The organism is Pantoea sp. X-Soil-TKNS-1207 (assembly GCF_059730485.1).
Genome location: NZ_AP035960.1, coordinates 485,881 through 507,881, shown reverse-complemented (window position 1 = coordinate 507,881; position 22,001 = coordinate 485,881). Strand labels below are relative to the sequence as shown.

The 22,001-nt window shown below is 54.7% G+C and carries 17 protein-coding genes and 1 pseudogene; 13 read left to right on the top strand and 5 right to left on the bottom strand.

Annotation, left to right across the window (positions count from 1 at the left end; translation table 11 throughout):
- Positions 1–213: 213 nt before the first annotated feature.
- The gene (feoA, locus tag AC6I8V_RS25555; protein WP_497846737.1) at positions 214–441 is read left to right on the top strand and encodes a ferrous iron transporter A; all 228 of its coding nucleotides are present in this window, start codon (positions 214–216) and stop codon (positions 439–441) included.
- Positions 438–2,758 (top strand): annotated as a pseudogene (gene feoB, locus AC6I8V_RS25550) (Fe(2+) transporter permease subunit FeoB). The gene feoA and the pseudogene feoB overlap by 4 nt, the downstream one beginning before the upstream one ends.
- 59 nt (positions 2,759–2,817) lie before the next feature.
- Here the strand turns inward: feoB and AC6I8V_RS25545 are convergent.
- Entirely contained in the window at positions 2,818–3,894 is a 1,077-nt protein-coding gene (locus AC6I8V_RS25545; protein ID WP_497846736.1) for a hypothetical protein, read from the bottom strand.
- 384 nt (positions 3,895–4,278) lie between these two features.
- Here AC6I8V_RS25545 and AC6I8V_RS25540 point away from each other — a divergent pair, with 384 nt between their 5' ends.
- From AC6I8V_RS25540 to AC6I8V_RS25500, 9 genes are all read left to right on the top strand, one after another.
- Entirely contained in the window at positions 4,279–5,943 is a 1,665-nt protein-coding gene (locus tag AC6I8V_RS25540) for a ShlB/FhaC/HecB family hemolysin secretion/activation protein (RefSeq protein ID WP_497846735.1), read from the top strand.
- Positions 5,944–5,958: 15 nt separating this feature from the next.
- Positions 5,959–10,647, top strand: a complete 4,689-nt coding sequence (locus tag AC6I8V_RS25535) for a two-partner secretion domain-containing protein (protein WP_497847048.1) — start codon at positions 5,959–5,961, stop codon at positions 10,645–10,647.
- Positions 10,637–10,888, top strand: a complete 252-nt coding sequence (locus AC6I8V_RS25530; protein WP_497846734.1) for a hypothetical protein — start codon at positions 10,637–10,639, stop codon at positions 10,886–10,888. Before AC6I8V_RS25535 ends, AC6I8V_RS25530 begins: the two co-directional genes overlap by 11 nt.
- Positions 10,889–11,122: 234 nt before the next feature.
- Positions 11,123–11,569, top strand: a complete 447-nt coding sequence (locus AC6I8V_RS25525) for a hypothetical protein (RefSeq protein WP_497846733.1) — start codon at positions 11,123–11,125, stop codon at positions 11,567–11,569.
- Between the two features lie 103 nt (positions 11,570–11,672).
- The gene (locus AC6I8V_RS25520; RefSeq protein WP_497846732.1) at positions 11,673–12,776 is read left to right on the top strand and encodes an ABC transporter ATP-binding protein; all 1,104 of its coding nucleotides are present in this window, start codon (positions 11,673–11,675) and stop codon (positions 12,774–12,776) included.
- 28 nt (positions 12,777–12,804) lie between these two features.
- Positions 12,805–14,082 (top strand): ABC transporter substrate-binding protein, encoded by a 1,278-nt coding sequence (locus AC6I8V_RS25515; protein ID WP_497846731.1) that lies wholly within the window; start codon positions 12,805–12,807, stop codon positions 14,080–14,082.
- Between the two features lie 3 nt (positions 14,083–14,085).
- Complete coding sequence (locus AC6I8V_RS25510; RefSeq protein WP_497846730.1) at positions 14,086–14,997, top strand: carbohydrate ABC transporter permease; 912 nt, start codon at positions 14,086–14,088, stop codon at positions 14,995–14,997.
- Positions 14,994–15,788: a carbohydrate ABC transporter permease gene (locus tag AC6I8V_RS25505; RefSeq protein ID WP_497846729.1), complete on the top strand. Its 795-nt coding sequence runs from the start codon at positions 14,994–14,996 to the stop codon at positions 15,786–15,788. Before AC6I8V_RS25510 ends, AC6I8V_RS25505 begins: the two co-directional genes overlap by 4 nt.
- Before the next feature lie 12 nt (positions 15,789–15,800).
- Positions 15,801–16,697, top strand: a complete 897-nt coding sequence (locus tag AC6I8V_RS25500) for a metallophosphoesterase (protein ID WP_497846728.1) — start codon at positions 15,801–15,803, stop codon at positions 16,695–16,697.
- Here the strand turns inward: AC6I8V_RS25500 and aac(6') are convergent.
- From aac(6') to AC6I8V_RS25485, 3 genes are all read right to left on the bottom strand, one after another.
- The gene (gene aac(6') / locus AC6I8V_RS25495) at positions 16,694–17,125 is read right to left on the bottom strand and encodes an aminoglycoside 6'-N-acetyltransferase (protein WP_497847047.1); all 432 of its coding nucleotides are present in this window, start codon (positions 17,123–17,125) and stop codon (positions 16,694–16,696) included. The genes AC6I8V_RS25500 and aac(6') overlap by 4 nt on opposite strands.
- A 70-nt stretch (positions 17,126–17,195) precedes the next feature.
- On the bottom strand, positions 17,196–18,053 hold the full coding sequence (locus AC6I8V_RS25490) for an aminoglycoside 6-adenylyltransferase (RefSeq protein ID WP_497846727.1): 858 nt from the start codon (positions 18,051–18,053) through the stop codon (positions 17,196–17,198).
- 11 nt (positions 18,054–18,064) lie between these two features.
- Positions 18,065–18,844, bottom strand: a complete 780-nt coding sequence (locus tag AC6I8V_RS25485) for a TraX family protein (RefSeq protein ID WP_497846726.1) — start codon at positions 18,842–18,844, stop codon at positions 18,065–18,067.
- A gap of 19 nt (positions 18,845–18,863) precedes the next feature.
- On the opposite strand from AC6I8V_RS25485, the gene AC6I8V_RS25480 reads away from it, so the two are divergent.
- Complete coding sequence (locus AC6I8V_RS25480; protein ID WP_497846725.1) at positions 18,864–19,037, top strand: hypothetical protein; 174 nt, start codon at positions 18,864–18,866, stop codon at positions 19,035–19,037.
- 45 nt (positions 19,038–19,082) lie between these two features.
- Here AC6I8V_RS25480 and AC6I8V_RS25475 read toward each other — a convergent pair whose 3' ends face one another.
- Positions 19,083–19,484, bottom strand: a complete 402-nt coding sequence (locus AC6I8V_RS25475) for an H-NS family histone-like protein (protein ID WP_497846724.1) — start codon at positions 19,482–19,484, stop codon at positions 19,083–19,085.
- Between the two features lie 531 nt (positions 19,485–20,015).
- Here AC6I8V_RS25475 and AC6I8V_RS25470 point away from each other — a divergent pair.
- Positions 20,016–21,938, top strand: coding sequence for a hypothetical protein (locus tag AC6I8V_RS25470; RefSeq protein ID WP_497846723.1), 1,923 nt, complete (start codon positions 20,016–20,018; stop codon positions 21,936–21,938).
- Positions 21,939–22,001 lie beyond the last annotated feature (63 nt).

The following is a 22,001-nucleotide window of genomic DNA, read 5'->3' as shown; positions in this document are numbered from 1 at the left end:
AATTACAACATACTTATTAATTTATGCACCGGCCGCCGCATCCGATGTTGTGCCAGCCAAAGCTATCCAGTCGGGCAATAAAATTTGCCGGTTGTTAACGTGCCATTGATGTTGGCATCCCATTGTCCGCATCAATCCAATCCCAGATCAAAAAATGTGAATGCTTATCATTTATATAATCACCCCTTCCTTGTTACTGCACTGGATGATGATATGCATATAAAAAACTACAGCAGCTACCGCATTGTGGGTTACCAGACGTCTATTAACCCCGCCTGGCGGCAAAAAATGTTAACCATGGGCATGATCCCCGGATCGATTATCGAGGTTATCCGTGTCGCGCCGATGGGTGATCCGGTGCAGATTCGCACCCGTCGTGTCAGCCTGGCGGTGCGCCGACGAGACCTCGCGGCGGTCATCCTGGAGGAAATCACCTCATGAAAAAATTAACCATCGGCCTAATCGGCAACCCTAATACCGGTAAAACCACCCTGTTTAATCAGCTTACCGGCGCGCGGCAGCGGGTAGGGAACTGGGCCGGGGTGACCGTTGAACGCAAAGAAGGGCAGTTTTTTACCGCTCAGTCGGATGTGCGTCTGATCGATTTACCCGGCACCCGATCGCTTACCACTATGTCGGTGGACACCTCGATTGATGAAAGCATTGCCTGTCAGTATCTGTTTAACGATCACGCCGACCTGGTGATCAACGTTGTCGATGCCTCGAACCTGGAAAGTAACCTGTTTCTGACCTTCCAGTTGCTGGAGCTGGGCCTGCCCTGCATTGTCGCGCTCAACATGCAGGATATTGCCGCCAGTCAAAACATCATCATTGACGTGACGGCGTTGTCGGAGCGGCTGGGTTGCCCGGTGGTAGCGCTCACCTCTACGCGTGGCGAAGGGATTGCCAGACTCAAAGACGTCATCGATACCCCTCGCAGCCATACGCCGCTGAAGCAGGTAGCCTATCCGGCTGAGGTGGAGAGGGTAATTCGTCGCATCTGCGCCATGATGTCATCCGATATTCCCGCACAAAAACAATACTGGCTGGCATTGCAGCTGCTGGAAGGGGATCTCAACAGCCAGCAACTCTGCCCGGAAGTTGTGCCGCATTTGCCGGATATCATTCAGCAGGCGGGGGGGATCCAGGAATGCTGATTGCCGATTTTCGCTACCGCGCCATTACCGATCTCTGCGCTGCCGTCAGCAATATTCACCATTCAACGCCGAGCCGACTGACTGACCTGCTCGATAAAGTGATTCTCAACCGCTGGACGGGCATTCCGGTGTTCCTCGGCGTGATGTATCTGATGTTTGTGCTGTCGATAAATATCGGGGCGGCGTTGCAGCCGGTGTTTGATAGTGGCTCAGTGGCGATATTTATCCACGGCACACAATGGCTGGGCTACACCTTCCATTTCCCTGCGTGGCTGACGGTATTTCTGGCGCAGGGTATCGGTGCCGGAATCAATACGGTGCTGCCAATCATTCCGCAAATTGGCCTGATGTACCTTTTCCTGTCGTTTCTGGAAGATTCAGGTTATATGGCACGCGCTGCCTTCGTGATGGACCGCCTGATGCAATCGCTGGGGCTGCCGGGAAAATCCTTTGTTCCGCTGATCGTGGGCTTTGGCTGTAATGTACCCTCGGTGATGGGGGCGCGAACGCTGGATACCCCCCGTGAGCGCCTGACCACGGTACTGATCGCGCCTTTTATGTCCTGTGGCGCGCGTCTGGCCATCTTTGCGGTGTTTGCCGCGGCGTTCTTCGGCGCGCACAGCGCCAGCCTGGTTTTCTCCTTATATGTATTAGGCATTGTGGTGGCGATCATCACCGGATTGGTGCTGAAACATACCCTGCTGCGCGGTGAAGCATCGCCTTTCATTATGGAGCTGCCGGTCTACCACCGTCCGCATCTTAAAAGCCTGCTGATCCAGACCTGGCAGCGGCTGAAGATGTTTATTGTGCGGGCGGGGCGGGTGATTATCCTTGTCAGCATGTTGATTGGCGTGCTGAGCAGCTTCTCGTTCAGCGGCAAGCCGGTCGACAACATCAACGATTCCGCGCTGGCCGCCACCAGTAAAGTGATCACGCCAGTATTGCTACCGATTGGCGTCACGCAGGATAACTGGCAGGCCACGGTGGGGCTGGTGACCGGCATCATGGCAAAAGAAGTGGTGGTGGGGACGCTTAACAGCCTTTACACCGGAGAAGATGTTCAAAGTGGCGAGTTCAATCCGCAGGAATTTAACCTGCTGAGCGAACTGAAAAACTCGCTGACGCAAACCAGGGATGGCTTAAGCGCGGTGTTCAGGGCCAGTGCGCTGGCGAACCCCATCGAAGCCAGCAAAGGCGACGGCGAGATGGCCGCCGGACAGATGGGGGTAATGAGTGCGAAATTTGGCAACGGTTTTGCTGCCTACAGCTACCTGATTTTCGTGCTGCTGTATGTGCCCTGCGTTTCCGTGATGGGCGCTATCGCGCGTGAAGCCGGGCGGAACTGGATGCTGTTTTCCTTCTTCTGGGGCTTAAACGTGGCGTACTCCATCTCCACGCTGTTTTATCAGAGCGTAAGCTTTACCCGGCATCCGGGCTACAGCGCACTATGCCTGCTGAGCGTGATCGCGTTGAATGGCGTGCTGCTGGCGCTGCTGCGTAAATACGGCGATCGGGCAAAAGAACAGCGCCTCACTCTCCCGGCGCTGGCGATGGGCAATGCAGCGGGCTGTGGCAACTGCAAAGGCTGTTGTGATAAATAACCGCAAGCAGTAACAGGCACATGCTCCGAATTGATGGTATGGGGCATGTGCAGGTTGATTTAATTCGCGAGCAGGCGAATTTCCAACCCTTTAAGGTCGCGAAAACCTGAATATTCAGCATTGCCTTTAATGGTTAAAATACAGTTCATGTCGTTGTTGTCGATAAATTTCAATATTGACCCTTTCTCGATGGTGATATAAAAGGTTGGTTCTTCAGTTGCTCCTTCGGGTCTGATTAAAACTACACTTTCCACTGTCGAGTATTCTGTTATATGAAGGTATTTCCCGGCCATTTCCGTTCGGCCTTCAATGGTGGAGAGTGAAATATTTACGCGTTCACCGTCCATTCTCATACCGCTCATCACATGGCAAGCCTGGCTAAAGGAGACGGTGTTTCCCGCGGCATGAATATAGTTAACCCTTGTGGTTTCTAAAGACAAATCCCCTTCTTTCTGATAGATGTTTTTAACCTGGCTGGCGATCAACGTCGTTGGGCCATGAAGGTTTGTGATATCTCCCATGATGGTTGAAGAGTGTGTGTTTATTCCGCCTTTGAAGGTATAAACATCGCCAATGACCAGGCTTTCTTTGGTGATTTCTATATCGTTTTCCAGTGACTGGATGACAATGTTTTTTGTTTCACTCTGGCTATCATGCAGAGCGGGGGATCCCATTGGGGATGCCAGGATTTCTGTTTCCCTGATACCTTCTCCAGGGAGGTATTTTTTAATATTTATTTTAGACGCTACGACACTGATCTTGCCAGAATCAGAAATAATGGCATAGGCACTACTTGCAGTAAATAACATGTTACCTTCGGTGCTGATTGCCGGGCCAAAAATATCGGCGTATTCTGCGGAAATCACACCTGTTGCACTCTCAACGGCGCCTTTGATGACACAATCGACACCGATTGTTATAAATCCAGCCAAAGAATGAACCACGCTCTCATTCATTGATTCATCATCGCCAATGTTGCAAATTTTAAGCGTAATAGCTCCTGATGTGGTGGTGACCTTTCTTAAAGGACAGTCAATGACATCCACAGCGGTTGTCGTTTCATTGATTTCGTCTTTTCGGCTGTTGGAGTTATTAACATCATAACCATAGCTCCCTGAAATAGACATTGGGCACATAAAATTATTCCTCGATATATTTGGGTTTTTTACGGGTATATTTGGTTGGCATTTTGTCGGGGCAAGGATAGCGAAGAATATTAATATTAAAGTGAGTCCGGGCCGATTGAAGGTTAATTTCATGAAAATATCATAAATTGGCCGAAGTTGCAGGCGGGGGCATTTTTGCGTTATTTTAATCTTACCGTTGCTCTTCCTGACGCCGCCAATTTTAAATCCCGCACAATCACGTTACCGCGCTGTAAAAAAACAGTTCAATCGCCATTAACAGAATTTGATGTTGTTTTTAACAATTAGGAACATTCTGATTGTTTTGCTGATATTCTGACGCCTTTGCTGACGAAATCCTTACAGTCAGCCTGATGCACATGACATGGCGAACTCATGAACCTGACCACATGGAAGTGGCTGGCGCTCAGCGCCGGGCTGATCATATGCCAGACAAGGGCGGTGGAGCTTACGCCTGGCGACCGTGATTTTATTCAAACCCAGCAGCAGCAACGCCTGCGACAGGATCAGCAGCAGCGTGATGCGCTGGAGCATACGCCCGCGCTACGCGTCGCACCTGCGCCGCAGGTATCCTCTTCTGGCCGCTGTTTCCCAATTCAGCGGATTATCATCCGCAACGCGACGTTATTGTCGGCAAAACAGCAGCAGACGCTGACCGCGCCCTATCTTCAGCGTTGCCTGAATGTCACGCAGATTAACGCGTTGGTTCATGCCGTGTCGGCGTGGTATATGCAGCGCGGCTACATTACCAGCCGCGCCTTTCTGGTCGGGCAGGATCTGTCGCACGGAGAATTAATCCTGCCAGTATTGGAAGGGCGACTGGAAGCCATCTATCTTGATGGTCAGCAGCCATCTATGCTGAAAATGGCCTTTCCCGCTATGGCAGGCAGTATCCTCAATCTGCGCGATATTGAGCAGGGCATGGAGCAGATTAACCGACTGCGAACCACGCCGGTACAGATTGATATTCAGCCGTCGCCGCGTGCCGGATATTCGGTGCTTAACCTGACGGCAACGCCCGAATTTCCGCTCAGCGCCAGCATCGGTGCAGACAACAGCGGGCAGAAAAGTACCGGCGTGGGTCAGCTGAACGCCTCGCTCTCCGCCAGCAATCTGCTGGGCCTGGCCGACCGCTGGTTTATCAGCGGTGGACGCAGCAGCGAGTTCCGCAAATGGCAGGATGCACAAAACCTGCAAACCGGCGTCAGCGTGCCTTTTGGCTATGGATCGCTGGATTACAGCTTCAGCTGGAATAACTACCACAGCCGCTTCAGCAACAACGGTTTTAGCTGGCAAAGCTATGGCGACAACGCCGCACACCGCTTCAACGGCAATTGGGTGCTGTTCCGCAACGGCGCTATTAAAACCGGCGCACAGCTCGGCCTCAGCCAGTATGCCAATCATAACTACCTCAATGACACGCTGCTCCAGAGCAGCAGCCGTAAACTCACCAGCCTGTTGTTTGGCCTCAATCACACCCAGAAAGTCGCGGGGGGTGTCACCACGCTTAATCCCGGCTTCAGCCGCGGGATGCCGTGGTTTGACGCCGAAAGAGATAACGACAAAACCGGCGATCTGCCGAAGGCGCAGTTCCGCAAATGGAGCCTGAGCAGCAGTTTCCAGCGGCCCCTCGGCGAGGATGTCTGGTGGCTGAGCAGTCTCTACGGGCAATGGTCGCCAGATCGCCTCTACGGCAGCGAACGGCTGACCATTGGCGGCGAAAGCTCGGTACGCGGTTTTAAAGAACACTATCTGTCCGGCGAAGTGGGCGGTTATTTGCGTAACGAAGCGAATTATCACCTGCTGACGCTGCCGGTTTTCGGTGATGTCAGCGCGCTGCTGGCTATCGATGGCGGCTGGCTGCAAAGCGATGCGCTCAACAGCGGCACCACCGGCACCCTGTGGGGCAGCGCGACCGGTCTCAGCACCCGCAACAGGCATTTCTACACCCAATACACCCTCGGTACTCCGCTCAGCTATCCCGGCAATCTGCAACCGGACCGCATGAGCATATATGCCCGCATCGGGCTGATTTTCTAAGGAGCGGCAATGATTATGGATGATCGTCAACCCACCTCGCGTGCAAGGCGCGCGCGCAGCTACCTGATTTGTTCACTGATCGCCGCGCAGCCGATGCTGCCGGTGGCGGCGGCAGGCATAACGCCGGTTAAGCCCGGTACGCAGCTTGACGCTGCGGGCAATGGTGTGCCGGTGGTGAACATCGCCACGCCGAATCAGGCGGGTATTTCGCACAATCAGTATCAGCAATACAACGTCGGCAAAGAGGGACTGATCCTCAATAACGCCGCCGGCCAGCTCAATCAAACGCAACTGGGCGGCCTGATCCAGAACAACCCCAATCTGCACGCCGGACAGGAAGCGCGGGCGATCATCAATGAAGTCACCGGTACCAGCCGCTCACAGTTGCAGGGCTACACCGAGGTGGCGGGTAAAGCCGCCAGTGTGATGGTTGCCAATCCCTACGGCATCACCTGTAACGGTTGCGGCTTTATCAACACGCCGCATGTCACCCTGACCACCGGGAAACCGCAGTTCGATGCCAATGGCGATCTGGAGGCGCTGGCCGTCAGCCGGGGATCGGTGATCGTCGAAGGCGCTGGGCTGGACGGCAGTCAGGCCGATGCGGTGTCGCTTGTGGCGCGTGCCACGGCGATCAACGCGGGCATTTATGCGAAAGATCTGTCGGTGATCGTCGGTGCCAACCGCGTGGCAAAGGATGGATCGGTTACGGCGCTGGCCGGGGCAGGCGCGGACCCGTCGGTCGCCATTGATACCGGCGCGCTGGGCGGCATGTATGCCAACCGCATCCGCCTGGTGTCCAGCGATCGCGGTGTCGGGGTTAACCTCGGCAATCTGGTCGCGCAGCAGGGCGATATCCAGCTGAGCGCCAATGGTCAACTGACGATCGGCAATGCCACCGCAGCAGGTACGCTGGCGGCAGAAGCGCAGTCGCTGGCTTTACAGGGCAACCAGCAGGCGGCTGATGTGGCCTTAACCGGCCATAAACACCTGCGCCAGCAGCCATCCGGCACCCTCAAAGTCAGCCACAACGCCGCGTTGCAGGGCGACCGCGTCTCGCTGGCAGGCGTCACCGGCGCCCAGGATATCCAGCTGAGCGGCACGCACCTTACGACGGCGACCGGTAGCGAACTGAGCGCAGATAATCAGCTACAGATGACAATCGGGAATGCCGCCACGCTGGATGGCAGCCTGAAAGCTGGCCAGCAGGCGACCCTCCAGGCGGGCGCGCTGGCGCAGAACGGCACCGTCGCCGCACCGCGCGTAAGCGTGCAGGCACAGACGCTCAGTAACAGCGGCAGGTGGCTCGCTGATGATCAACTGACGTTGCAGGCCGGGTCTTTGGATAACCACGGCGCGCTGATGGGGGGCAGGCTGCAACTCAATACCACCGATCTGTTTAACCACGGCTTATTACAGGGAAATAACCGCCTCGACGTAATAAGTCAGCACCAGCTGCATCAGGCGGAAAATGGACAGCTGCTGACCCACGGTGCGTTGGTATTGTCCGGCAACCTGATGACCAGCGCCGGGAACATCCAGGGCAACAGCATTGCTGTCACGGCGACGCAGTGGCAGAACAGCGGCTGGCTCCACGCGCTGGACAGCGGCAACTTTATGCTGGGTTCACTGGATAACAGCGGCAATCTGGTCGCAGGCAACGCGCTGGCGTTGGGCGCAACTCAACTTATTAACAGCGGCCTGTTGCAGGCAAACAACACCCTCAATGTCCAGGCTGACAATATCAACAACCGTGGTCAGATGCTGACAGAGCAGCTGGCGCTGCAAGGGAAATCCATCGCTAACAGCGGCCGGTGGCAGGCGAAAAACACCCTTGATATCCGTGCCGATAACATCGACAACCGTGGTCAGATGCTGGCAGATCAGCTGAGGCTGCACGCAACCTCTTTTGTTAATAGCGACCTGTTGCAGGGGACGTCCGGCGTTCGTGTGCAGGCCAATCGGTTAGTGAATCAGGGGCAGCTGCTGTCAGATGGCGTGCTCGACGTCAGCGCCGCCACAGCCATCAACGCTGGCACCCTGCAAACCGGCGTTCTGAACTGGCAGGGCGGGCAATGGTTGCAGAGCGGCAGCGTGCTGGCGCAGGGCGACATCAATCTGGCGTTAAGCGACCGCCTCAGCAACAGCGGACAGCTGAAAACCGGCACGAGCCTGGTAGTCACTGCTCCGCAGATAAGCAATCGCGGCAACCTGCTGGCAGCGGGTGATCTCAGCCTGAATGCGGGGGCGCTCAGCAACAGCGGCGCCATTCAGGCAGCAGCACTGACCAGCGCCAGTCAGACGCTGGATAACGCTGGCGTAATCACCGGTCTGGACACGCTTACCCTGACGGCGCATCAGCGTGCGGATAACAGCGGCACGCTGCAAAGCCAGGGCGACGCCCGTCTGAGCGCGGCACAGCTAAGCAATGAGGGGCAGCTGCTGGCGCACAACCTGGCTCTCAGCGCAGACGGGCTGGATAACAGCGGCAGTCTGCAAAGCACGCAGGAGTTGTTGCTCGAACTCGACGATTCGCTCAACAACAGCGGCATCTTAGACGCCGCAGGCGATATGCTGCGCATCGCCGCCAGAACCATTATCAATTCTGGCATGATGTCGGGTGACAGTGTCACGCTTGCTGCTGAGGATTTGACCAATCACGGTCAGGTGCAGGCCGCCGACAGCCTCGGCGTAACGGCAGGCGACAGCATCATCAATACCGCCAGCGGTCAGATGTTGAGTGGCGGGCCAACCAGCCTGCAAACCCCAACGCTGCACAATGCGGGCTGGTTGCAGGCGACGGACCTGACGCTGAAGGTAAACGGCGATTTTGTGCAGCAGGGGCAGATTCAGGCGCAGGGCATCAACCTGATCAGCAGCGGGCTGCTGACCAACAATGGCACGATCACTGCCGGTGCGCATGACAGCATCCTGCGGGCGCAAAACCTGCAACTGAATGGCAGCGGCTCGATTCAGTCGGGCGGCAACCTGACGCTCATCAGCCAGCGTGCGCTGAATAACCTCGGTTTCATCAGCACGCTGGGCAACCTCACGGCGCAGGCGGCGGATACGTTGCAGAACAGCAGCCTGCTGTACGCCGCCGGGAACATCCATCTGCTGGCTGACCGGGTGCATAACCTGGCGGGTGATATTCTGGCAGGCAACCACCTGACCATTGCGCGCGATAACGCGAATAATCGTAACAGCGAGGTGCTGAACCGCTCGGGCACGATTGAGACGCGCAGTGGCGATATCACGCTGAATACCGCGCATCTCCTGAACGATCGCCGTGGCCTGACGGTCACGGAGCAGCACTCGGCGCTGGACATGCCATCGTGGGCGAGTAGCGGGAGCGATGTCGATATCCCGCTGAGCTGGTTTAACCCAGCGGACTACGGGCTTTATCGCTATGACGAGTATCTGGGGATGGGGCATGGCGATGAGCTTTATGCTATCCATTACCGCTACGTCCCCTATGCGAGCGCCGCCAGCCAAACCCTTGCGCTATCCACCCACACCATCACGGTGAATCCCGGCGATGCAGCAGGTCGCATCTCCTCGGGGCGGAACCTCAGCGGATATACCGGTCAGCTCGATAACCTGGGTTCGCGAATCTCGGCGCAGGGTGATATCACCCTGAGCGGTGAGCAGCTGAACAACCTCTCTTATCTGGGCAGCATGACCACCCAATATCAGACTTTCCGTTTCGGTGCCGGCTCCGCCAAACCTGTCCGGCCAAATATCCCGGATGATCCTGCTATCCGGGGGGGAAACACCAGCATTCGCTTCACCCTCGCCGACGCCCCGACCTATGAAAGCGTCAGCAGCGGCGATAGCGTCTATGCCGCGTTGCAGGCCGGTGGGTCGATTAACGCCCGTTTCCGTAGCAGCATTGGCAACACCGCCGTCGCCGCCAATACCGATGTGGGGACGTCATTAATCAGCGCGCCCACCATTAACGCCCTGAATTCGCCCGGCACGCTTAAGACGCAGAGCCAGCATCAACTGATGGCCACGCCTGACGCCCCTGCGGGCAACGGCGCCAGCCTGCGCGATCAACTCCAGCAGAACTTCGCGCAGCTCAACGTCAGCAACGCGGTGCTGAGCCAGACCGGGCAGCGTTATATTGGCGGCGTAGGTTCCGACCTGTCGCAGATGCAGTATCTGCTGGACAACGCCGTTGACGCCCAGCAGTCGCTGCAACTGACGCTGGGCATCAGCCTGAGTAGCGATCAGGTCGCCAGCCTTGCGCACAGCATTATCTGGTGGGAAAACGTCAGCGTTAACGGCCAGACGATACTGGTGCCGCGCCTCTATCTGGCCCAGGCCGACAGCCGCCCGTTGCAGGGTAGCGCGATTGTCGCCGGCCAGGTCAACCTGGCGCAAAGCAGCGGCAACACCACCATTCTGGCTGGACGTGATATCACCACCACTGCTGCGCAGGTCAATGCGCCGGTGCAACGCGATCCCGAATATAAGGCGGTGGCCGATCTCTGGGGAACTTACCCGATGGTCGCGAATGCGGTGGCAGGGGCATTAGTCGGTGGAGCCGTTGGCGCTTATGCACCCGTTCTATTGAATCCAGTGCCTGGACCCTCAGCGGGATTTATTGGTGATGCTGCCGGTTCGATTAGTAGCGAAAAAATAGGTAATAAAATCAAGGATAAAGTTGATAATAAGAATGCCCGGCAGAATGAAAAGTAAGAAAAAGCATGAAGTTACACTGATTAAATTATCCATAGGAATAATATCTTTAGTTGTATGTTTTTTCGTTTTTTTATTTTTAGCAGGAATGGTTATTGATTTTATTTTTGATGGAAAAGTCAGCTTTGAACGTAAATGGCTTCTTAATATATTTGTTGGAAGTATGATCATAGGTGTTGCGGGTGGTACTGGTTCATGGATTTTCGCAAAGATAGACGCCCGCAAGTCTGATCGTGATTAAACGCACCAATCCCGGCCAGAGCGCCGGGATTACTTTTTTATCAGCACGTTAGCTTTCAGTCGCCCGCCGGATGATCAGCCATGCCGGCTGGAAGATCTCCGGGCGCTGATGGCGGAACAAGGCTAACCTGAAAAGATGATTCCGACAGGGGAAGCGCTGCAACAAAAGCCTTTGCGGTGACAATATCAGCAACAAACTGAAAGGCGGGCACAGGAAGCCGAACGGAGAGGAAAAATGGACAATAGATTACGGGCAGCGTTTATCTGGGGAATGGTGTGCTTTCTGTTGCTCTATCGCACCCTGCCATCCGATGTCGCTCAGGGATGGCAGCTGTATCAGCAGTTTAACATCCCGGTTTTACAACTGATCGCCAATGTCAGCGTCGCGCTGTTCCCGGCACTGATGCCACTGGTGTGCTTTTTGTTTTTCACCCGCTATCGCACCCACAATAAAACCGTGCTGCTGATCACTCCTTTTCTCGCATGGCTAACCAGCAAATTTGTCATCCTCGGCGTGCTGTATGTTATTGCCGTCAAAAGTGCAAAAGCTACCGCGTATGCAGAACCGTTTTCCCGTCTGATCCTGCGCATGATCACTCCTGACTGGCTGATTAATCAGCTGGTTTTCGCCCTGACAATTATCGTCTGTAGTTACGCCTGCTGGCGTGAAACCCGCAAATAAGCCCTGCGCGCGGGCCTTATCACCTAAACGTCATTCAGGTTAAATAAATCTTTCATTATCCCCAGCTAACGTACCGCCATTCTGATTCCAGCCCAGAGGGCGCATGAGCTACCTTTCTCTTCACCACATCACCAAAGCCTGGGGCGAAAAAATTGCCCTGAATGACATCAGTTTTATGGCTGAGGAAGGGACATTTGTCGCGCTGCTTGGGCCATCCGGCTGCGGCAAATCGACGCTGCTGCGCACCATCGCCGGACTGGAAACCGCCGACGCGGGCGAAATCCACTGCCGCAATACCCCCATCACCCATCTGCCGCCGTCGCAGCGCAAACTCTCCATGGTGTTTCAGTCCTATGCGTTGTTCCCGCACCTCAGCGTGCAGGAAAATCTGCTGTTTGGCCTGAAGGCGCGTGGGGAAGATAAGCAGACATTTGCCACGCGTCTGGCGGAAGTGAGCAAACTGATGGAGCTGGACACGCTGCTGGCGCGTCTGCCGTCACAGCTCTCCGGCGGGCAGCAGCAGCGTGTGGCGCTGGGCAGGGCGGTAATCGCCAACCACAGCCTGTGCCTGATGGATGAACCGCTTTCAAACCTCGATGCCAAGCTGCGTCAAAGTATGCGTCGGGAAATCCGTGGGTTGCAGAAGAAGCTCGGCCTGACGATGTTGTACGTCACCCACGATCAGACCGAAGCCATGAGCATGGCGGATAGCATCATTCTGCTGAACGACGGTCGCATTGAACAACACGCGACCCCGGACGATCTCTACAACAATCCTGCCAGCGTGTTCGCCGCGCAGTTTATTGGCGCACCGCCGAAGAACATCCTGCCGTTGCAACGCCGGGGCAGCGGCCACTATCTGGGCCAGATGGACTACCCGGTGGTGGACACAGATGCAGACGATGCGCTGAGCCTCGGGTTGCGCGCCGAAGATATTCAGCTGATTGATGCCTCCGACGCCACGCTCACTGCCCATGTCATCAGTTACGAATATATGGGTGCCGACACCCTGTTGGTGTGCGCATTGCCGGGATTCACAGAACCGCTGACGGTAAAAGTGCCGGGAATGAAGCGCTTCGACGAAGGCAGCCAGATCGGCCTGCAATGGTCGGCCGCGAAGCAATACCTGTTTTCCACCGCCAGCGGAAAGCGCTGCGTTCATGCCGAGCAACACATCTTCGAATCAGTAAAAAAATACGCTGTTTAACCGTTGTCCTTTCGATCAGGGAAAAATCATGTCTGCTATTCGTCACTTACGCCTGGCTTCTGCTGTATTGATCGCTACCGTTTCCACGGCTTTCGCCGCCGATCCGGTCAAATTGCAGATGTATTATCCGATTGCGGTGGGTGGCAAGGTCAGCCACACCGTGGATTCGCTGGTTGCCGATTTTGAAAAAATTCACCCGGAAGTCAGCATTCAGCCGGTTTACACCGGTGACTATGCCACGACCGTCACCAAGGCGCTGACCGCCTTTCGCGGCGGCAATGCGCCGCAGCTGGCGGTGATTGGTGATATCGAAGCCTATTCCCTGATTGATGCCGGTGCCATCGTTGCCGCCAGCGATCTGGCCAACGACGCTGAGGGGAAAAAATGGATCGACGGTTTTTATCCGGCGTTCCTGCGTCGCATCGATGGCAAAGTCTGGGGCATCCCGTTCCAGCGCTCAACGGTGGTGATGTACTGGAATAAGCAGGCGTTTGAGAAAGCCGGTCTGGATGGCAACACGCCACCAGCGACCTGGCAGCAGGTGGTGGATTTCGGTAAGAAGCTGGTGATCAAAGATGACAAAGGGGTCAGCCAGTGGGGGATTGAGATCCCGTCAACGCCGAACGGTTACTGGAACTTCCAGGGACTCTCCGCCACTAACGGCGGTCGTCTGGATAACGGTAAAGGCACAGCGGTGAACTTCAACACGCCGGGAAATATCGAAACGCTGCAATGGCTGACCGATCTCGGTCAGAAAGAGGGCGTGTCGCCGAAGGGCGCGATTGCCTGGGGCACCACGCCGCAGGACTTTATCAGCGGCAAAACCGCGATGATGGTCACCACCACCGGCAACCTGACCGGCGTGCGTGATAACGCCAAATTCCCGTTCGGCGTGGCGATGCTGCCGGAGAAAACCCAGCGCGGCAGTCCGACCGGCGGCGGCAACCTTTACGTGTTCAAAAACGCGTCACCGGAACAGCAGAAAGCCGCGATGGCGTTTATCCGCTGGGTCTCCGCACCTGAGCAGGCCGCACGCTGGAGCATTGCCACCGGCTATGTGGCGACGTCGCCAGCCGCCTGGGATACCAGCGTGATGAAAGATTACGTTAAGCAGGTGCCGCAGGCGCTGGTGGCGCGCGAACAGCTGAAATACGCGCAACCGGAACTGTCGACCTACAACAGTGTGCAGATCCAGGACGCGCTCAATCACGCGGTAGAAGCGGCAGTGACCCAGGCGAAGACCCCGGCCGACGCGCTGGAAGCGGCGCAGAAGCAGGCCGACCGTCTGCTGAAGGCTTACCAGTAACCGATGAGCACACTTCTCACCACGGCGGCGGCCAGCCGCCCCAGGTTCTGGTCGTTGCAGCTGTATGGCTACCTGCTGATGTTACCGGCACTGGCTTTCCTGCTGCTGTTTACCCATTACCCGGCGCTGGCAACGCTGTGGGAGAGTGTGTTCAGCGCCGCGCGCAACGGCCATCCGGCCCGTTTCGTCGGTCTGGACAATTATCTCGCGCTGCTGGATGACGATATCTTTATCCGGTCGCTGTGGAATAACCTGTTATATGCGGTGATCACCATCCCGCTCGCAGTGACGTTGTCACTGATGATGGCGCTGGCGGTGAACCGCCATCTGCGTGGCAATGCTCTGGTGCGCGCCGCCTTCTTTATCCCTTCGCTGTTGCCGATGATCGCCATAGCCAATTTGTGGCTGTTTTTCTACACGCCGCAGCTCGGCTTGCTGAACAAGCTACTGGCGCTGTTTTCCCTGCCTGCGGTGAACTGGCTGGGCGAGCCGGGCAGCGCCCTCTATTGCCTGATGGCGGTTTCCGTGTGGCGCGAGGCCGGATTTTTTATGATTTTCTATCTTGCCGCGTTGCAGCAAATCGATCCGCGCCTGAGCGAAGCGGCGGAGATTGAAGGGGCTTCACGCTTCTATTTCTTCCGTCGCGTGCAGTGGCCGCTGCTGATGCCGACCACGCTGTTCGTGCTGATTAACGCCTCGATGAACGCCTTCCGCATTGTCGATCAGGTGATTGCCATGACCAACGGCGGCCCGGATAACAGCAGCAGCCTGCTGCTGTTCTACATCTATCGCACGGCGTTCAGCTTCTGGGATATGCCTGCCGCGGCGGCGATGACGGTGGTGTTGCTGGTGATCCTCGCGACCATCGCGCTGATCAAATTCAATCTGCTGGATAAGCGAGCGCATTACCAATGAGACTTCTGAATCTGGTGATTTGGCTGGCGGCGCTGCTGTGGTTTTTACCGATTCTGGTGGCGCTGTGGGTGGCGATCCATCCGGCGTCGGATCAGGGAACCTTTGCGCTGTTTTCGCCGCTGACGCTGCAAAACTTCGTCAACGCCTGGCACGCTGCGCCTTTTGGCCGCTACTTTATCAATACCACCTTGCTGGTACTGATGATCGTGGTCTGTCAGCTGGTGCTGGCGACCATGGCGGCATACGCGCTGGTCCGCTTCCGAATGAAATATTCCGGCGTGTTGTTTGCGCTGATCCTGCTGCAACTGATGATCAGCCCTGACGTACTGATCCTGAATAACTATAAAACCATTGGCGCGCTCGGCCTGCGCGATACCCTGACCGGCATTGCGCTGCCTTATTTCGCCTCGGCGTTTGCTATCTTTTTGCTGCGCCAGGCGTTTAAAAGCATTCCGCTGGTGCTGGAAGAGGCGGCGATTATTGAAGGGGCCAGCCGTTTTTATATTTTGCGCAGGATCTATATCCCGCTGGCGAAGCCGATTTATATTGCCTTCGCGCTGGTGTCGATCAGCTTTCACTGGAATGATTTCCTCTGGCCGCTGGTGATCACCGATTCGGTCAATGTGCGTCCCTTAACCGTGGGTTTGCAGCTGTTTTCCGCCCCTGAGCAGGGGGTGCAATGGGCGCTGATTGGTGCCGCCACGCTGATGACCACTTTGCCGTTGTTGCTGCTGTTTTTAGTTTTCCAGCGTCAGTTTATTCAGTCATTTATGCGCGCCGGTATTCGTTAAGGAGTTCCCGCTATGTCGTATCCGCATCCGCTCACGCCTCAGCAACATGTTTTACTGGGTGATGTCGCTCAGCTTTATCAGCTGCCTGCGCTGCGTCCGACCGCCCCGGATGACGCCACGCTGCGTTTCGGCCTGATTGCCGACCCGCAGTACGCCGACGTCGATGCGGATCTGGAAAACCATCTTTATTACCGTCACGCGCTGCACAAGCTGCCGCCGGTTATTGCGCAGCTGAACCAGCAGCCGCTGGATTTTGTTGTGACGCTGGGTGATTTGGTGGATCGCCACTGGCAAAGCTACGCGACCTTGCTGCCGCTGTATGATCGGTTACAGCATCCGCATGTGGTGGTTATCGGCAACCATGATGCGCAGACCATCGCTGAGCAGATGTGTCATAGCGTCACGCTGCCGAAAAGTTATTACGCCTTTCGCCTGAAGGGCTGGCGCGTAGTGGTGTACGACGGCAACGATATCAGCCTGTATGGCACTGGCGATGATCGCCAGCAGGCTGAAGGCGTGCTGGCCGATTTACTGGCACGTCAGCAGCCACAGGCGCAACCCTGGAATGGTGCGGTCGGCAGCCAGCAGCTGCTGTGGATTGAGCAGCAATTGCAGGATGCGCAGGCCTGCCATGAGCGGGTGGTGGTGTTTGGTCACTACCCGCTGGCGCCGCACAATACGCATTGCCTGTGGAATGGTAATCAGCTGGCCGACCTTTTTTGCCACTATCAGGTACGGGCGTGCTTTGCCGGACATGATCATCGGGGTGGCTACACACGTATCGGCAGCACCGAATTTTTTATTATGAAAGGGATGCTGGATGGTGCCGATGCCGCGCCTTTTGCGGTCGTGGAGCTGAACGGCGAGACACTGAGCGTGACGGGCTATGGTGGTGAAATCAGCCGTTAAGGTAGCTTCTTACGGAAAAACACTACGCGTTCGGTTTCCTGAAACCCTAATGCCCGATGCATCTTTTGCGATGCAATATTATTAAGGGCCGTATCAGAAGCCAGTTCACGGCAGCCTCGCACGCAGGCCCAGTTCTGAAGCGTGATAATCAGACTCGCGGCAACACCCTGTTTTCTATGGATACCAACAACAAATATCCCCTCCAGAAACGCCACGGGAACATGCGCACAACCGTTGACATAATCATGGCGTAGCGAGCAATCCGCGAAACCGACGGCCTCGCCAGACCCGGTGATGGCCAGCCAGGAGCTGAGTTTTTCAGGATTTAACAGGATATTATTACCATCACGCATGTGCAGCTCGCGGCAATGGTGAGGCCATAACTGCATACGCAGTGTTACCCATTCAGGCAGGGTTGCCGGGTTCATTTGTTGTATTAACATGGTTAACTTCCCTGTTCAGTCAGCAGCCGTGTGATGGCGCTCTTGCTGCTTCTCGTTATCTGTCCTGTGCTAACACCCTGCGGTTAAGAGATGTAATCGCGTCTTCGCAGGCTTGGGGATAGAACAGTCCTGTAATTTGCGCCACTTCCCGCCCCAGGCGTCCGTAGAGCCGAAGGGTAGCCTCAAACGCACGTTGTGCATCCGTCGCATCAAACCGCCCGTAAGTAGCTTGTAGCTCGTCCCACGTTTGCGCATCAGCCCATTGGTTCATATGTAAACCGTGGTGCCAGGTATCTGACGAACCCTGACTACGCGCCAGGGAGTGCCACTCCAGCATACTCAGTAATAGCGTTTTCATCGTGTTATCACGTAGCTTAACCATCCACAGATCACCACGGGCAAGGTATTTGGGGATGTGGAAGGCTTCAAACCAGAACTCTTCTACAGACTGCGTGAATGCAGCCGGTGATGGCAGCGCTCTGGCGGGAACGTGATGGGCTGGTGCCGGTAGCCTTCCCGCCATGCCGGTTTTATCGAGCAGAATATGGTATCCACGCTGGTAGAGTTCGCACAGGCTGGCATTATCAATCATCCTGATGAGGCGCTCCGTGCCCGCCAATGTAAAATCGACTTTTACGCCATCATTATAGATGGCAAGTCGGGTCGCCCATTGCTGGCCCGCCTCAGGATCGAGCCGCAAAACCGTCACCAGCTGCCCCGGTTCACTCAGCCATTTATCTTCAACGATCAGGGCTTCCGGTCGGGAAGTGATAATTTCGATATCAATGTCTGAAAGATCGTCAGCACTATTATCGTTCCTTGCCAGTGAACCGGTAAGGATCAACGCTTCTACATCTTCAGCGCCGCTGGCCCAATGGGTAATCGCGTGTAAACACTTATCACGGGGTTTCATTACATCCCCAATTAAGGGCGCACCGGCATCACCGCCAGCACGCCGAGCAGGGTGAGATGACCGGCGTAGGCATGATAGAAGAAACGACGCGGCCAGAATCGGGTTGCGGAGACACGCGGCAGCGCCGCCACTGCCGCGATAATCAGCAGGGGAATCGCCAGCGAAGGCAGGAGATCATAAACAAGGGTATTTTGATAGCTGCCCGCTGCCGGGATATTCAGCCAGGCCATGGCCGCAAACACCAGCAGTAAAAACAACCGACTTGCCGCCACCGCGCTGATGCAGCGCGCCGCCATGCACAGCAGGCAAAATACGATGCCGGTAAGGCCGTAACTGGCCGGTGTCAGTGGCCATGCCAGCAGCAGCAGAATCGCCAGACCGGCCATTGCGCCATTAGCGCCCCAGCGCGCCGCCCAGCTGAGCATCTGCGTACAACCCGCGTAGGCAAACAGGATGTTAAGCGCTAACCAGGATTGTCCTTTCATCATAAAGGCCAGCCAGAATAGCGGTTGGGTGGCGATCGCCCATAGCCATAAACGTGTAGCGCGCTGGCGCAGACGTGCGGCGTCATCCGGCAGGTTGGCTGCCCAGATAATGGTAAATAAAGGAAAGGCGATATGACCGATGGCGCAAAGCAGCGCACTGCGACCATTTAATAAGATGGTGTTGATGTGATCGGCTAACATCGCCGCCAGCGCGATCGTTTTAATGATATCAGCCTGAAACGGGCTTAACGATTTAACCTGATCGAAAGGCGAAGGGAATCTCAACGAAGTTAGCAACGCGTGCATGGGAAGTCACCGACTCTTTATGTTGTTATTGTATGCCTGTGTTCTGCTTTCACCGAACATTACCCTGAGCTGCATCCTGAGTAAAGCCGGTAATAATCCTAATCAGGTGTTACTGGGGGAGTTAACACATAAGCGTAGCGACGCAAAGCCGGAATATAAAAATGATGTGGGCATTGCCGCCCACATCACCTGACGCGAGAAATCATTTCCTGATCCTCTTAATCGAGATGATCCTCAATTAGATCAGGAAGTCGTCCAGTGATTTTCCGCTATTGAGCGCAGCTTTAATCACCGCAGGGGTACGTCCCTGACCTGTCCAGTTTTTTTCCTGACCATCTTCATCGGTGTATTTATACTTTGCCGGACGCGGAGCACGTTTGTTGCGGGCTTTACCTGCCGACTGTATCGCGCCCAGTAATTCGGTCGGATCGATACCATCGCCTAAAAGCAGCTCACGATACTTAGCCAGTTTTTCTGCTTTCTCACGTCCGGCTGCCTCTTCGGCATCGATAACTTCACGACGCTCAGCCACGATGATTGTTAATTTCTCCAGCATTTCTTCGAGGTCTGTCAGCGGCAGTTCACGCGCCTGCGCGCGCAGGGTGCGGATATTATTTAACGCCTTCAATGGATCACTCATGAACTTCTCCCAAAACATTCTGTGTCGTTGAACGAATAAAATTAGATTGTGTCAATTTTTACAACGCAATTATTAGTAGCGCGTATGACCATACATTTCTGTGTAGAGAAGTACAACACAACTGACGCTGAGAATAAAGCACATTGCATCTCAGTTTTAACTTAATCTGCAAATTGCGGTACAGATGATGGGGTAATTTTAATGCCAGGCCGTTATAAATGACAACATTTAAGAAGCGTCAGCACAAATTCATCATTTATAGTTGTGAGAAGCGTCAAAATGTCTGACGCCGTGTTTAATGTCAGGCCAGGCATAAAGATCCCGGTTGTTTAATGCGATCTCCAGAGGGAGCAATGACTGGGGCGAAGAAGCGTTAATGGGTCAAGTTACCGGGCTTCGTAAATATGAAAGCCTGCGCTTCAGCGAAAAATGCGATAAGGCACAAAATGTGTCGCGGCAGACGGTTTTGCCTGACGGGAAGCCATATCATTTCGCAGTACAGCCATTCAATGACGAAGAAGCGGAATTCCTATGGATATCATCCCGGCGACAGACACACTCAGGCTACAGGCCTATGAGGTCAGGACAAACAGAGAATGTAAACTTCCTGAAAAAATCAGGACAGTGAAAAACAGCCTTAAAACACCACAGAGCGTCAGCAAAAAGAAACCGAAGCGGCCTTATCGGCAAATTACGGCGGTAAATAAGGACAACGCCTTTATAAAAGAGCTGGATAAGCGCTTTGGTGAGTGCTGGGCCATCGCCTGTAAAGTTGATCCTTTTAAGAATCTTTTCACTCAAACCACGCAGATTTCCCGATTGAGGAAACTGCTCAATCAGTTCCCCTGGTGGAAAATTGAGGGGGCGACGGCACGCCAGCTAAAGGACATCTGCCAGCACCATGGCGTAAAGATGGATTATAAAACCGTAAAAGCCGCACTGGATCAGCGGGAGGCGAAAGAGCAATTTGCGCTGACGGATACCAGCGATCCTGATTTCAGTTCACTGGCCAAAGTGATGACCAGAAAATTGAAATATCTTAAGAGCGAACTCACGACGGCGTTTTTAAAAGAACTGGATGAGAAGTGTGAAGAACGCTGGAAAATTGCCTGCGAGATTGATCCCAGTCAGAATCTGGTGAGCCAAAACAATCAGACCGCCCGTATGAGGAAATTCTTAAGCCTGTTCCCTCTATCGCGAGTTGCTGAAGCGAAAGTATCTCAGGTGCAATATATTCTGAATCTGCATGGCATTGTTCTGGGCGACAGATCAATACGTAACCCCCTGAATGAGCGCAAACGGGCCGAAGCGTTGTTTCAGGAGCAAGACCCTCTTCCCCAAGCCTGTCGCATAAAGCCGCAGCCGGGTGTGAGAAAAAAAATTAAAATCACCCTCCATAACGCCAATAAATCCTTTATAGAAAAACTGACCGCAAATTTTCTGCCGCTCTGGCGTAAAACCAGCCAGCCCGATCCTTACGCGAGCCGGGCGAGACGGAAGACGAAGGTTTACCGGATGCGCAAACTCTTTGCACAATTTGACTATAAGGAACTTGAGAATGTCTCCGTAAGCCAGGTTCAGGAGGTGATGAAAACCCAGGGTATCGTGATGAAGAATAAGGAGGTGCAAAAAGCCCTGAAAGAAAGACAGATGGCGGGGGAAGTGCAGGCCCTGGAGAACACGCATGATGCCAGACTGAAAAAAGAATTAAACCACGCCGTGGAGACGGTTAAACAACGGCTGGAAAGTTATGATGAGGCCATCTGTAATGTGACCAAACTGGTATTACTGCAACGCTCGCCTGAATATCAGGTGCTGGGTCTGTCAGAAGCGAAACTGAGATACGCCCTGAAGAAATCAGGATGGACCGTTTCCGAAAACAAATTCATGCTCGCCATGGATATCGTACATGCCAACGTTTCAAATTATGTCGATTGGTTCAGGGAGAATGAACAACTCTTTACCGAAGAGTTGCTGATGAAACACGGACTGCCAAATCAGCTGCGCGTGAGTAACTTTCCCAATCTCTCGACAGCGCAGTTGTTAAGTCTGCTGTTGAACGAAAAACGTTATTACCTGGGATACTGGAAGGTCTACAAAGATCTCAACGACCTTAAAAATCAGGATAATGAATCTGAGGCAACGTTATCTGTGATTAATCCCCAATCCGATCGTTCAGAAACATCTTCTCTGTCAGGCGAGCCGAATAACTGGACGCCGGATGAAATGACATTCTTTGAGCGAAGCCTGTCGCCCGGCTTAGCCAGCAATGTTTTCTTATCGTCGGCTTCGCAGATAAACGTTTATCCCTCTTCTGACGCGCCACTGCACGATATATTAACGATGTACGATCGGGAGCAGTACCCTGCCGTGCCTGACCCGGTATTCACCTGGGATGATCCGGACGCATTACAACATCTTTTGTTTCAGCTCAATCAGGAACTGGAACCCTGACCCGTATTCATTGGCCGACGGGTGCCTCTGTCATTATTGAACTAAACCCATCACTTCACTAAG